Annotated in this window: 10 protein-coding genes; 4 read left to right on the top strand and 6 right to left on the bottom strand. The window is 37.2% G+C overall.

Features of this window, described 5'->3' with window-relative positions:
* A partial coding sequence (locus tag CWATDRAFT_RS22615; RefSeq protein WP_007307190.1) for an ISAzo13-like element transposase-related protein occupies nt 1–493 on the top strand: 493 nt, incomplete at its 5' end.
* 511 nt (nt 494–1,004) lie between these two features.
* On the opposite strand, the gene ltrA is transcribed toward CWATDRAFT_RS22615, so the two are convergent.
* Both ltrA and CWATDRAFT_RS22625 read right to left on the bottom strand, forming a co-directional pair.
* Nucleotides 1,005–2,795, bottom strand: a complete 1,791-nt coding sequence (gene ltrA / locus CWATDRAFT_RS22620) for a group II intron reverse transcriptase/maturase (RefSeq protein ID WP_007307197.1) — start codon at nt 2,793–2,795, stop codon at nt 1,005–1,007.
* 564 nt (nt 2,796–3,359) lie between these two features.
* Nucleotides 3,360–6,173: an ATP-binding protein gene (locus CWATDRAFT_RS22625; protein ID WP_232287176.1), complete on the bottom strand. Its 2,814-nt coding sequence runs from the start codon at nt 6,171–6,173 to the stop codon at nt 3,360–3,362.
* An 830-nt stretch (nt 6,174–7,003) separates the two neighbouring features.
* On the opposite strand from CWATDRAFT_RS22625, the gene CWATDRAFT_RS22630 reads away from it, so the two are divergent.
* The 3 genes from CWATDRAFT_RS22630 (at nt 7,004) to CWATDRAFT_RS22640 (ending at nt 8,581) form a co-directional block, all read left to right on the top strand.
* Complete coding sequence (locus CWATDRAFT_RS22630) at nt 7,004–7,585, top strand: helix-turn-helix domain-containing protein (protein ID WP_007303150.1); 582 nt, start codon at nt 7,004–7,006, stop codon at nt 7,583–7,585.
* Between the two features lie 64 nt (nt 7,586–7,649).
* Entirely contained in the window at nt 7,650–8,291 is a 642-nt protein-coding gene (locus CWATDRAFT_RS22635; protein WP_007304107.1) for a transposase, read from the top strand.
* 35 nt (nt 8,292–8,326) lie between these two features.
* The gene (locus CWATDRAFT_RS22640) at nt 8,327–8,581 is read left to right on the top strand and encodes a thioesterase domain-containing protein (RefSeq protein WP_007307191.1); all 255 of its coding nucleotides are present in this window, start codon (nt 8,327–8,329) and stop codon (nt 8,579–8,581) included.
* 56 nt (nt 8,582–8,637) lie between these two features.
* Here the strand turns inward: CWATDRAFT_RS22640 and CWATDRAFT_RS22645 are convergent, their stop codons facing one another.
* From CWATDRAFT_RS22645 to CWATDRAFT_RS22660, 4 genes are all read right to left on the bottom strand, one after another.
* On the bottom strand, nt 8,638–9,297 hold the full coding sequence (locus tag CWATDRAFT_RS22645; protein ID WP_007307195.1) for an ester cyclase: 660 nt from the start codon (nt 9,295–9,297) through the stop codon (nt 8,638–8,640).
* A gap of 162 nt (nt 9,298–9,459) precedes the next feature.
* On the bottom strand, nt 9,460–10,569 hold the full coding sequence (locus CWATDRAFT_RS22650) for a citrate/2-methylcitrate synthase (protein ID WP_007307194.1): 1,110 nt from the start codon (nt 10,567–10,569) through the stop codon (nt 9,460–9,462).
* Nucleotides 10,570–10,813: 244 nt separating this feature from the next.
* On the bottom strand, nt 10,814–11,416 hold the full coding sequence (gene lexA, locus CWATDRAFT_RS22655) for a transcriptional repressor LexA (RefSeq protein WP_007307193.1): 603 nt from the start codon (nt 11,414–11,416) through the stop codon (nt 10,814–10,816).
* A gap of 59 nt (nt 11,417–11,475) precedes the next feature.
* Entirely contained in the window at nt 11,476–13,077 is a 1,602-nt protein-coding gene (locus CWATDRAFT_RS22660) for a helix-turn-helix domain-containing protein (RefSeq protein WP_007307192.1), read from the bottom strand.
* Nucleotides 13,078–14,642 lie beyond the last annotated feature (1,565 nt).

Genomic DNA, 14,642 nt, shown 5'->3' on the forward strand with positions numbered 1-14,642 from the left:
CACTTTATGTAACTTTTGGAAGTCTTATAAAACGAGTGATTTCATGGTAGATAACTTGGAGCAATGGTGGACAAGTCTGAGTATAAATGAAAAGCAGCAACTAGAGAACATCCAAATTAAAGTTGATAATGGACCAGAAAATAGTGGAATAAGAAGGCAATTTTTGAAGAGAATGGTAGAGTTTGCCGACCAAACTAAGAAATCTATTCAATTACTATATTTTCCTCCTTATCACAGTAAATATAATCCCATAGAAAGATGTTGGGGAATTTTAGAGAGGCATTGGAACGGAACACTTCTGAGAAATGCTCAAACGATGTTAGCTTGGGTAAAAACTATGACATGGAAAGGCTTAAATCCGATAGTTAAGTTAAGTAAAAAAGTTTATCAAAAAGGCATTTCTTTAACGAAAAAAGAGATGAAGGAAATTGAGAAACGTTTAGAACGTAATCCTCACTTACCTAAATGGGATATTTTGATTAGACCCAGTTAGTCTAAAAAGTTAATAAGAGTGTAAAATTAAGTGAATTTCCTTTTTAAAAATAGTCAAAGCTAATTTAAAAGTTAGCGTATTTCTTTCTTTTAGATAGGGAGGTTTTTGTTCGCGGAAAGTATCCGCGAACAACTTTTTATTTTTCCCTTTTCGCTTATTTGAGATGTTCTACAAACAGATTCTGAGAATGGGTGGGAAACTTTTTCTTGGAAAGCATCTTACTCTGAAGGTGCTTTTGCACAAATTATACTTGGAAACAATTTTTATGCGGTTTATGCTGCCGGTGCAACAGATACTGCTTTAGAAGCGTCCACAACTTTCTTGTAAGTCCGTCCTCCCCCAATACTGCTCGGCCGGCGAAAAATTGTCTGTTGAGACAGGGAGGGGGAAGAGGGGGAAGGGTGGTTCGAGAAAACATTATCTATTGATTAGGGGTCGAAGTGGTAGTCACCTACCACGACTCCCATTCCGAACCGTGCATGAGACTTTCACCTCACACGGCTCTCGGCAATTAGTCCTTTGTCATAGGTACTGTTAACACATCGTCTTTCCATTCATAGCCATTTTCTAACCAATCGTAGAGGTAGTCATTTTTGCTTTTGACATCATGACAGTGACGATGTAGAGCTTGAAGATTGTTGTAGGTATCCTTTCCACCTTTCGATTTGGGGATAATGTGGTCAACTTCTATCAAGTCTTCAGGTGTAAAGTATTGCTTACATTGAGGACATATACCTTTTTGTTTCTTTAAGAGTTTTGCGACTCTTGTTGGTGTCCCAGAATATGTACCTCGTCTTTTGCTCCAGTAAGTCCAGTTTCCGTCATAGGGTGAAGCTTCAGGTTTAACCCATGTGTGTCTCAATATTCCTGTTTCGGCGTGGTGATAGAGGACTGCTCCTTTTGTTTGGAATGTCCAGAATCCGTGTTTTCCGTATGAGAAATATTTTTTAAGAGCTTTAATCAATGGTGTCTCTTTCTTTTTCCTGCTTACTGTCCAAGCTCTAAGCATATTCCATAATATGTTGTCTTCGGATTTGAATGTTTTCTTACTGCAAACATTTCGGTAGTAATTACACCATCCTCGGATTATGGGATTTAATCTTGTGATTAATGCTTTTTGTGGGGCTTTCTTGTTGGCCTTGATGGCCTCTTTGATTGCCTCATGGTGAGCTAGTATTTTTTTCTTGCTTGGCTTGATTAGTGTTTTGAATCCAGTTAGTTGTGCATTTTTTCCACCTGTTTTACTAGAGTGGTGTTTACCCTTGGGGTATGACCTAATATTGAATCCAAGGAAATCGAAGCCTGGTTCAATGGTTTTACCATTATGGACAATACTTTTTAGAGTGTGTCTTATGGAAGTCTTCTCTGGTTTTAGTTCCAATCCGACTTTTTCTAACCATTGTGCAACTAGATTTTTACATTGTAGAATAACATCGTAATCTGTATGAAGAATTACGAAATCATCGGCGTAGCGGATGATTTTGGGTTTATATCCCTGTTTAAGACTGCCATCTTCTCTCCGTTTTGTACGGGGGAAGTGATTTTCTATGTCTATTATCATTCCGTGTAGTGCAATGTTAGCCAATAACGGACTTATTACACCACCTTGAGGTGTACCTGAATCTGTTTCCTCAAAAATGCCCTTGTCCATTACACCGCATTCCAACCATTGTTTAATGATTCTTTTGATGTTGTGTGGACAATCTACTTTTGACAGTAGGTAATCATGGTTAATCTTGTCGAAGCATTTGGCGATATCTGCATCTAGAACATATTTTGCATTCGTTTTTATTGCTAAAAATATTCTACTGATAGCGTCTTGTGCGCTTCTGCCTGGACGGAAGCCATAAGATGTACCCTCAAATTGGGCTTCCCAGTATGGTTCTAAGGCTGATTTAACCAAGGCTTGCATTGCTCTATCTTTCATGGTGGGTATCCCCAGTCCACGTTTTTCATCTCTTCCAGGTTTAGGTATCCAAACCCATCTGAGTGCCTTGGCTTTGTAACCTTTTAACCTTAGTTCGTTAACTAACTTTAATCTTTGGTTAGGTCGTAATAACTTTTTCCCATCAACTCCAGCAGTTTTCTTACCTTGGTTGTCTTGGGTCACTTTGCGAATGGCTAAGAGCTTTGCGTAATGTGACTTTAACAGTAACTTCTGAAGCTTTTTAGCTTTGACTTTATTACCTGATTTAACAGCTTGAAATATTCTTTTTTGAAGCTTAAACACTTTCCTCTGGACTTTTGCCCAGTTTATGGTGTTCCATTCTGGCGTAGTCTTGGTTATACTCGCATTCGACATTTAACTACCTCTAATAGAGACTATTTCTTCTAATTAACCAGCAATACGTCAGCTTATCCATATTCATTACAAATAGGCATTAGCAACTTAATTGCTTCTCACATCCATGACCCTTGCGCTTAAGTTTGTCACTACTTACATCATCGACCTGATGGTAAGAGCAGTCATGGACTTAATTCGTTCCGTTGGTTTGGGTGTATTGGTTTTAGGTTTCATCTCTCCCCCAGGTTACTTTTAGGAATCGTTGTGGATCTTACGAAGAAAACTCCACTTTTCACCTTGTTCTTTTGAACGCAGCCTGTCAAACAGATTTGGCTACTTGGAGGTCTTGAGGGTTCAGGACGATGATTCAGCGTAATGCTTAACCGTGACCAATTGACTGGAGGAACGACTTGCCATGCTGTTTCATGACGGGTTCCCCTTTTAAACCTGCTTCCATCCTGAGTTTACTAAGTCCAAAACGGAGGGTTAAGTTGTCACTCTTAGGATTGCTCCCTTGATTCCGAGTGTGGCTCCTTTAGCCAACAAACCAACAGTTATCTAGTTTTCTAGGTTCTAGACTAGCTACACACCTGTATTTAGTACAGGCTTTCTAGCTAAACGAATCGCACCTTCGTATCCATCCATATTCGGCATTTGTAAATCCATCAAGATTAGATCAACTGTTATATTACTTACTTTTTCTATAGCTTCGTGACCATCATTAGCCAGGATAATATTATGATGAGTGCCTGAAAAATATTCTATTAATAATTCTCTATTTGAAGCAACATCATCCACGACTAAAATACTCAGGGGTGAGATTTGATTGAAATCAAGATTAATAATTTCTTCAGTGGAAACGATAGCCTTATTCTGTCCCATATCCACTCGAGGAAACAACAGAGTAAAAGTGCTGCCTTTTCCCAGTTCACTCTCTAATTGAATAGTTCCTCCTAAGATTTTGGTTAAGCGCTCAGTAATGCTTAATCCTAGTCCAGTTCCGCCATATTTTCTATTACTTTGTCCCTCGCTTTGAGTAAAGACATCAAAAACCCTTTTCTGCTGTTCTGGCGCAATACCGATTCCTGTATCTTTTATAGCTATTTCGAGAGAACAATACTGATCATCTTTCCACTGTAGTAAGTCTCTCTTAACACTGATAGTTATCAAGCCTTCTTCAGTAAATTTTATAGCATTTCCTACTAAGTTAAAAAGAATTTGTCTTAGTCTAATTTCGTCAAAAACAATGACATCAGGAACTTCTACCTCAATGTTTACTAATATTTGTAATTGTTTTTCTTTTGCTTTTTCTAGAAACATTCGCTGGATTTCAATAATGATTTCTCTCAATTTAATAGGTTCATAAGTGATATCTAGTTTTCCTGCTTCAATTTTTGAGATATCTAAGATGTCATCAATTAATGATAATAAAACTTTTCCGATCCTATCAATTGAATCAAGATAATTCTGAGATTTTTCATCAGTAATTTTACTCTTAAGCAAGTCACAAAAACCTAAAATTGCATTCATAGGTGTTCTAATTTCATGACTCATTGTAGCTAAAAATTCGCTCTTAGCTTTATTAGCTACTTCCGCTGCTTCTTTGGCTTTTTCTAATGCTTCTTGTGCCGCTTTTTTGTTGGTAATATCTGTGATAGTTCCCACTAAGCGGTAGGGTTTACCCTGTTGATATCGGATACATTTTCCTTTAGCCTCGATCCAAATATAATGACCATCATGATGTCTAATACGATGGAAATTTTCATAGATATTTGTGTTACCTTGTAAATGATTTTCTATATCTTTAATTGCCTGAGCATAATCTTCAGGATGAACATTATCTGACCAAGTAGATAAAAGATGAGGCAAGGGATTATTTTCATAACCTAATATCTTCATCCAAACAGGAGAATAATATACAGTATCATCCCTTAAATCCCAATCCCAAATACCGTCATTTGTTCCTGATACTGCTAAATGATAACGTCTTTCACTTTCCCTTAATTGTTCTTCTATAATCTGTTTTTCAATAATTTCTTCATTGAGATTTTCATTTAATTTACTTAATTCTTCCGTTCTTAACTGGACAATATTTTCAAGATTATTTTTATTATCTTTAATGGCTTGAAATTGCTCTTTTAGAATTTTTATCATAACATGACAGTTATTAGTAAGCTGTAAAAACTCATTGATGTTAGTTTTTGGTAAAGATTTTGCTTCTTCTTTATTTAAAATTTTATCAGGTAAATTTTCAGTGAATTCAGCTATTTTTTTTAAGGGATTACTAATTAAACGACTAATACTAAAAGCCAATAATAACCCAACTAAACAAATCAAAAACATCACCGACATATTCTGGATATAAATTTGTTGTAGATAATCAATATGATTAGCCGTTTTAATTCTTATGATTAAACACCAGGGTAAGGTAGGAGAAAGCTCAACTTCTTTAACATAAAATGAGTTACGCCAACGGGTCATTACGGGTTTTCCTGGGTCAATAGGCAGCCATTGAAAAATGGTATCATAGTCAGGACTTTGATTAATTTCTCCCCCATCTTTCCAATCAAAGATATCCATTGGATTCAACTCTTGGTCACTGTCAGCAACAACCTGATTACTTTTATCAAGCAGGATAGTTTGTAGATCAAATTCTTTTAATTGAATATCGACTAATTCAGAGACTTTGGATAATTCGAGATACCCATAAACCACCCCCCTTAAACTATTATTTGAGGTATTAAAAATAGGAACCTGAATGCCAATATAGGGTTTAGAGTCAGTCTGATCGATATTTACTTCACTAATTTGAGGTTTTTTCGTAGTGGCTAATTTTTCTAAGGAAAGAATTTTAGTAAGATTTATTCCTGTTAATTTTGCTCCTAAATTATTGGTGCTGGGATAAGCATCCACAATGATACCCTGATCATTAGTCACACAAATTTTCATGAAAGCAGGTAACGTATTTTTAATTAATGCCAATACTTCAGTTTTTTCTAAATCTGGTGACTCAGATAATTTCAATGCCAAGGTTTCCATTCCTTGAAAATTACGTGTGTACCAATTGTTAATATTTTCGGTAATGGTGATGCTGACAGTTTCAATTTCTGCTTGAATTGCTGTTTCAATAAATTTCAGACTTTCTCTTCCCTGTAGCATGGTTAAGAGGAGACTGGGGAATAAAACAAAGGCCAAGAAAAAGTTAAAGAGAGTTTGTTTTAAAGAAAGAGATGATTTTGATTTTCGAGGATTAATTAAATTATCAAAGGGAAGATAAGAAACAATAAAATTAGCAATGAGGGCGTTAAAAATAGCGTTTATAGCCTGTTTTAAAGCAATTAAAATAGTTCCTGAAGCAGAAACGGGTAATATAAAGCCATAAAATAACCCTACCAAGGGTATTCCCAATAATACCCAGAAAATAGCATCAAGGATTACAAAATTACGGTAGCGACGAGATAATAGGGCAACAAAGACAGTTTCTAAAGTGAAAATAATTATGGCATAAGGATGACCCCAAAGATAGTAAGTAATACTACTTGCTATCATTCCAGCCAAAGTTCCCCAAAAAATACCGTAATAATGAACAACAATTAAAACAGCAATACTACCAAAGAGAAAATCAACCCCAAAAAATAGGGGTAATTTATAATAGTTGCCTAAAACACCAAGGAGTAGTAGGAGGGAAAGAATACCAAAATATCTAAGATTCCCCATTCATCTAGTTTTTTAAATTAAAAACATTTATAGTTATCTTCTATCTTACCAATGGATCATTCACAATTAATAGTTGCTCAATTTAAGGTTTATTACTTTCTTTCAGTAACAGTAAGTATTTTTACGGGTGAACTGATAAAGTTTTGTTTGTTTGCGTTTTTAGGCCATTAATAAAGGCAAAATGGGGAATAGGGAACCCATTAAACCCTTCAAGCTTTAATTTTGGACTTTGGATAAAAAACAATTGTTAGCGTAAATCTTACGCTAAACATATCTCCAAAGCTAAAATAGAGAATTAAGGTGATTTTAAAAACTCTCTTTCCATCTTTTTAGGGGATTTTAAATATTAAATAGCTTCATTCAGTTTCGGTTCCAATATAGATATCTAAGTAGCTTTCCGTTAGAGATTGAATGACTCGTTCTAATTCATCAATGAGATTTCTTCTAGTGCAGCTTGGCGAAAGTAATCCACCAGATTTTTACAGAAACTTTCGTGACTAGCCACGACAATGTGTTTCAATGAAACTAACGGAAGAATCTCGAAGTTGATGTCCATGATAAAAGCATTGCCAATTAACCTCTCCAACCTACAGAAAACAGTACTCCAACAAATAGTGAGAGGGACAACAAACCCCTATCGCCTTGTTAGACGAGCCAAGCTAATCTTAGCCGCAGCATCAGGAGAGAGCAATAGTTCGATTAGTCGAAGATTAGAATTAGACCGAGTACAAGTGCGTCAGTGGCGATCGCGATGGTTTGAGGAGAGAGAAAAACTGAGTGCCGCCGAAGAACAACAGGTAACGGAGAAAGCATTAATGGTCTTGATCAAAGGAATTTTAAGCGATCGCCCAAGACCTGGAACAACAAAATCCTTTACGGTCGAACAAGTAGTCCAGATTGTAGCGATCGCTTGTGAAGAATGTGAAAAATCAGACAGACCAGTGAGCCATTGGACACCTTCAGAGTTGGCGGATGAAGCCATAAAAAGAGGAATTGTCGAAAAGATTTCCCCCCGTAGTGTGGGGCGTTTTTTAAAAAGAAGCGACATTACAACCACATCTCGTTCGTTACTGGTTAAATGCCAAAATTGATGATCCCTTAAAATTTAAAAAGCAAGTCAAATATATCTGTGAACTTCATCAAGAAGCTAAAACTTTGTTAGAACAAGGAATTCATTTAATTAGTACAGATGAAATGACAGGGATTCAAGCTCTTGAGAGATTATTTCCGAACAAAAGAATCAAGCCTAAACAAGTAGAAAAAATCGAATTTGAATATGAAAGACACGGAACTTTAAGCTTGATTGCGAACTGGGATGTGGCAAGAGGAAAAGTTGTTAGTCCCTCTATTGGACCGACAAGAACAGAACAAGATTTTTCTGAACATATCCAGAGAACGATTAAGATTGATGAAAAAGCAGAATGGATTTTTATTGTAGATCAACTCAACATTCATAAATCGGAAAGCTTAGTCAAATTAGTAGCAGAAAGCTGTGGAATTACTATTGATTTGGGGAGAAAAGGAAAGGAGGGGATTTTGCAATCTATGGACAGCAGAGCAGATTTTTTATCAGATGAATCTCATCGAATTCGCTTTGTTTATATTCCCAAACATACATCGTGGCTTAATCAAATTGAGTGTTGGTTTTCGATCTTAGTCAGGCGTTTACTCAAAAGAATTACTATCCGTTCAACTGAAGAACTATCCCAAAAAATTCTCAATTTTATTGATTACTTTAATCAACATTTTGCTAAGCCGTTCGTTTGGAAATTTAAGGGCTTTAAAGATCATAAGTGACTGGTAGATTATTTTTGCTAAGCTGCACTAGGTACATGAAAGATATTAATTTACTTAAAGCTTTAATGTTTGCTAGAAATAAATATTCTCCTCAACCTTCTCAAGTTAAGGTTGTTCTATTTTTATCTCAAGAATATCGATTACTGAATACATCCAAATTAAACGAGTTTTTAACCGCAGGGATTGAAGTCGAGGAAATTCCTGGATATCATCATACCCTTTTTCAAGAGCCTTATATTCAGAAATTAACTCAAAAACTTCAAGACTATCTTGACAATAACCCTCATTAGTTCAAGCAAAAACCCTTACTTTCTGAGAGGATATAGCTTTTCATTTTACCGTTCAATCAATGAGCCACTGGACAACCAGAAGTTAACTTTTTAAGGAAGGTGCTATTATCAAAATAATGTTCTACGGAGAGAATTTTGAGATCCTCGGTTAATTTAGCTACACTTATTCCTCTAATTTCAATGGTTTCTCCCGTGGGTTGATGGTCTTTATAAGGACCAGTAAAGGTTCCCCAGTGCCGCCATTTAAAGGTAACATTAGGAGGCCCAGATAGCACTTCCATCAGTTCCCATAAAAAGCCATTGGGAAAGGCTTTATGAAATAGTTCAAAGGAAGATTGAAAGTCTTCTGCCTCTGGATCGTAACCTGGGGTTTTATCAATAAACAGGTTATAGGTTCCGTGATCACTCACCTCTTTTGCGCTATAACTAGGTCCCCCGTTGCTACTCATCTGAAATTTATCGACAACAATGGATAACCATTGCTGGGGATCGGCTTTATGGGAGGCTTCCATTTCAAAGGTTCTCACTAAATTTTGAGCGATCGCCTCTAAGGACCCAGGAGCATGATTATATTTGCTTTCTTTGTGTAAATATTGGTCAGTATAGGAGTAGTCTGGCTTTTCTCCGTTGCGCCATTTAACCCCTTGATCATGATCTAAGACGGTATTGCGATCCTGTACCCAAAGGGGCAATTCTGCATTTTGATCTTTACTCATTCGATAAATTCCTGTGGCGAGGTATAGGTTATTAACTATATTTATTATAAAAAATTAGTCGAGCAATTTTTAATTGTAAACCTAAAATGTTTCTTTATTTTTTAATAGTTATAAATCCATATATTTCAGGGGAGAAAAACAGTTCTCCCCTCCGTTCAACTATTATCTTTCTTCCATGGGACACCATTTTTGTTCGGTGGGGCCAGTATAAACAGAACTCGGACGAATAATGCGATCGAGTTCTAACTGTTCCAAACAGTGGGCTAACCAACCGACAACCCGACTGACGGTAAAGGTTGAGGTAAACAAGGCAGGGGGTAGTCCTAACCCATGCAACACTAAAGCTGTGTAGTATTCCACATTGGTTTCAATTCTGCGATTAGGTTTATATTCCCTGAGTAACCGTAGAGCGGTGCTTTCCACATCCACAGCAAAAGCCCAAAATTCTTTATCCTCTCGGCGTTTCCAGACATCGGCGGACACTTGTGAGAGTAAAATAGCTCGGGGATCTTTGACCCGATAAACTCGATGCCCAAAACCCATTAACAGTTCTCTATTTTCAAACTTATGACGCAAATAGCCCTCGATATCTCCAGATTCTTGCATATCTAACAACATATCTAGTACAGGCCCTGGCGCACCTCCGTGCAGCACTCCTTTCATAGCACCAATGGCTGCGGTAACCGCAGAGACAAAGTCAGAGCGTGTGGACATTACCACCCGTGCGGCAAAGGTTGAGGCATTCATCCCGTGTTCAATGACGGTATTGAGGTAAATTTCTAGGGTTTTGACATTTTCAGGGGAGGGGTTTTCTCCCGTGAGCATATATAGGTAGTTAGCCCCGTGGCTTAATTCCAGATGGGGTTGAATAATGGGTTGATCTTGAAGCAAACGCCAATAGGCTGCTGTAATAATAGGAACCGAGGAAATAATTTTCAGCGCACCGTTAATCCCTTCTTTATCGATGCGATTGGATTCCATATCCATCGTCAGACAGCTAACTCCTATTCTCACCCCTTCAATAAGTTCGATCTTGTTACTTGCTGCGCTTTTGAGAATATCTAATATTTTTTCGTCAAGATATCGATGGGATAATAGTTTTTTGGTGACGTTATCCAGTTCATTTTTGTTAGGGAGATGATTATGCAAAAATAAGTAAATCATCTCTTCAAAGGAAGCATTAACGGCAAGCTCTTCAAAGGGAAATCCTAATATGATTAACTTTCCTAACTGCCCATCAATTTTGCTGAGGTGATTGGGTATATTTTCCATATATTTTACATTACCTAAATAGTCGAGGCTGATAGCTGCTTATGCACTCCCCGTCATTATAGCATAGTGCTTTTTTGAGCTCAGTTTTTGGGACCTGGGGGCTTAACATCATAGCATTTCTCCCCTCTTTTAAATATAGAAAGCAGATGTAGAATGTATCTCATGAGTCTAAGAAAGGCTATATTAAGCCCCCACTAATTTAATTTGGGGACTTCGAGATCACAGTTTTTCAGACCAATTAAAGTTAATAACCACGCCAAACTCCGATTAAGATTCCTTGAACTTGTATTTGGTTAGCGTTGAGTTCTATGGGTTGGTAGTTGAGATTTGATGGCTTTAACATCACCATTTCTCCTTCTTGATAATAGCGTTTCAAAGTGGTTCCCACTCCTTCTACTCTGGCTGCAACAATTTCACCATTTTTTAAGGTTTCATCTGGGTCTAAGGAGCGCATAATCGCTAAATCACCATCGGTGATTAAATCTTCAATCATGCTATCCCCTGTCACCCTTAAACCCCAATAACTGCTACCATGGAGCAGATGGGAGAGGTCTAGGCGTTCCTGTTCATCGACGAAGGGTTCCACTAATCCCCCAGCGGCGATCGCTCCTAAAATGGGAATTCCTCGGGATTGATAGTGTAAAATTCTTAGGGTTCTGGCTTTTCCTTCGATCCAGTCGATGTAACCTTTGTTTCTCAGTCTTTCCAGACGACTTTGCACCGGAGCCGGCGATCGCAGATTCATGGCTTTCATCATTTGACGAATAGAAGGGGCGTGTTGATTTTCGTCAATATACTTAATCAACCACTCGTACAATTCTTTTTGGACTGGGGTTAAAGGTTCCATAGACTTTGCCTAATTTTCAGAACATAGGTACTATGATAAACCTTTTTTGGCCTTTTGAGCTAATACAATTCTAGAACAGTTTGGAGCATTTCGCGATCTCCTGGTTTGGCAGAAAAACGACCATTTTCAAGATCCCGAATCCAACTTTGACTTTTGCCGATTTCTTTAGCGAGGGCCCTTTGACTCAACCCTTTACGTTTTCTCGCGTCTAAAATTTGCTGTGCAGAGAACTCAGGGGGTTTTTTAGTGCGAGTTTTACGTTGATTTTTCCGTTGTTTTTTTTGTTCAAATTTAATTAATTGTTCTTCCCATTCTGGAGGAAGTTCAAAGTTAAGAATTCTTGCTTTCATTAACCAATTCCATTTTCCTCTAGGTCCAGAGTCGGTTAAACGGTGTTCTTGGCAACCATCATTAATCCAAAAGTCTAAGGCTTCGTCTGCATCATCTGGAAGTTGTTCTAATTTTACCCAGAGGGGTTGTATGGTTTCTGGGTAGGAAACTGGGTCAAATACGGGTTTTAGTCCGTAATGATTTAACACTTCCAAATCGCTTTCAAAGGTGCGTATGAGACGTTTTCTTTGCTCTCGTTGAATGTCTGCTTGGGCAATCCTTTTTTGTCCATAAGCTACTCGCATTAAGGTGGGGACAGTAATACATTGTTTTCGTCCCATTTTACTCTTAAATAGTAACCAGAGCATCATTCTCACTGCCCCTGGATGTTGTTGCCAAATACTCATGACACTGCTTAACAAAAATTGGGGTAAAGATCCATACTGATAGAAGGCGAGTCTCTGACTATACCCTTGTTTATTTAAGAAATATTTCGCCCAGAGTCCTGGTTGTAAGGTAAAGGTTAACCCGATTAAATGTTGACAGCCTAAATGATCTTCTTGGAAGTGATGTTTAATGTCTAAGAGGTTCCAAATAGAACTTTCTGGTACTGTAAACCCTTTAACTTTTCCTTGTTGGGGCCAATCAATGGTAGCTAATAGTTGGCAGCTTTGTTGGACTAATAGTTTAATTAGACTTAATTTTGAGGCTTTACTGAGGTCTTTTCTTTTATCTAGTCCTAAATATTGTTCAATTTGTTGATCGCTAATAACAAATTTTTCCTGCCAAGGATTTTCTAATGTGGTGGCATAGCCAGCGAATAGAAGATGTAAGCAAGCTGCTCGAATATCAATACATTCTAGTTGCGTTGGCTCGGATAAATAATCCACTGATTGAGATATTTGTCTATCCAAACTATCACTTAATCGAAATATAATTGTTCCTTGCCCTTGTTTAACTGATCGTTCATAATAAAGGTTTCCCTCCCTGTCTTTTTCCCAAGGAAGCACTGAGGCGCAAGTTAACACTGTACAGGCTTCCCATATGATCATAGATGAAGCAAAAGGGGTATTTTTTCCGTTAATAAATATTTCAGGGGAGGTGGGAATTCTCGTTACATTTTTATATCTTCCTTTTTTGGCTTGGGTGGGGCTAGGACTACTAATTGGACATTGCACAATACACTGAGGTTCTTCATAATAACCTTCGCAATTATTACACTTTTTTTGATCTATCCAATATTCCCCATTTTCTATTTGAATGGCATCGGTTGGACAATCAATTCGACAACTATTACAAGTTGGACAACTCTCAGAAATTGTATAAGACATGATGGTTTATGAGGAGTGACAAATGAAGCAAGCTATGACCATATTTTTCAATTATTAAGGCAATAATTGTTCTATGATCAAGCATTTTTAGCACAATACTTGATTTATCTCTCACACAACAAAAATTCACTAAATGATAGTATCTATCAATCTTTTACATAGCAAAAAGTCTATGCAGTTACCATGAATCCACTGGTATTGTGCCAGTTTGTGATGTAACGCTTCTCACTGTTGTTATGATATTTAATGAGTGTTTATGGTTATGTTTACCACGAACATTCTACTACAATTGACCCGTTTTTTCTGTTCATGTTATGGAGTTATCACTTGGTTTTATCCTGAGAATGCAACCCTCAATGACTTTTGCGAATAATAGCACATAACTTGCTCATAATCCTCGTTATTTATGGCAAAAAAATGTTAAGCCTCATAGAGAAAAAACCCACTTTGTGCAGCATCAATCCTTGTTTTATTTACTTTTGTAATGCTCTCTATAGTTTTATAACAAATTTATAAGTTAGTTCTCAATAACTAGGGTATGATAAAAAACGGAAAATAACTTGAAAAAATACGACACTTGTGATACCTTCATCATTGATTATTGATCCTTTATTAAAGTCTTGGTTACAAGAAGAGTGCGATTCGTTGAGCTAGAAAGCTAATACCCAGTCTTAGACAAGGATTTAGCGTGTAGCTCGTTCAGAAACCCAAAAAAGGGGTAAAAATAAGGTGTAAACGACCTACTAGACCTAAGAAGAACAAACCCCCCAAAGGGCATCCTCGAAGGAATAAAACTAGAAAGTCAAACGGATAAAAATCCTAACGGGAGGTAAGAAAATCGGAAAGTTACAAAAAAAACTAACGACTTACCGAACAAGTTAAGTAGGGATAACCGAACAACACATACACCAAGATTTCTGAATAACTGTTGATTTGTTGGCATCTGGAGCCAAACTCGGAATCAAGGGGAAACCCAAGAGTGACGACATAACCCTCCGTTTTGGACTTAGTAAACCCAGGATGGAAGCAGGGTTAAAAGGGAATAACCACTGTGAAACAGCACATGAAATTCCCAAGTTAATTGGTCATGGTTAAACATTACGTTGAATCATCGACTTGAACCCTCACAATAGCCATATAGCCTAATCTGTTTGACAGGCTGTGTTCAAAAGAACAAGGTGAAAAGTGGAAAACTTCTTCGCTTATCCACACAGATTCCTGAAAGTAGCCTGGGGGAGAGATGAAACCTAAAACCAATAATCCCAAATCAACGGAACGAATTAAGTCCATGACTTCTCTTACCAAAAGGTCGATTAGGTAAGTAGGAACAAACTTTACCGCAAGAGTCATGGATGTGAGAAGCAATAAGAAGCCAATGCCTACTTGTAAAGAATACCGATAAGCTAACGTATTGCTGGTTAATTAAATGAAATAGTCTTCATTAAAAGGGTAATATTGTCAAATGCCAGGATTAACCAAAAATACGCCCGAAATGGAATACTATTCAACTGGGGGAAAAATCCAAAAAAAAGGGGGTTCAAACCTTCAAAAGGCAAATATTTTCA

The organism is Crocosphaera watsonii WH 8501, from assembly GCF_000167195.1.
Classification (GTDB): Bacteria; Cyanobacteriota; Cyanobacteriia; order Cyanobacteriales; family Microcystaceae; genus Crocosphaera; species Crocosphaera watsonii.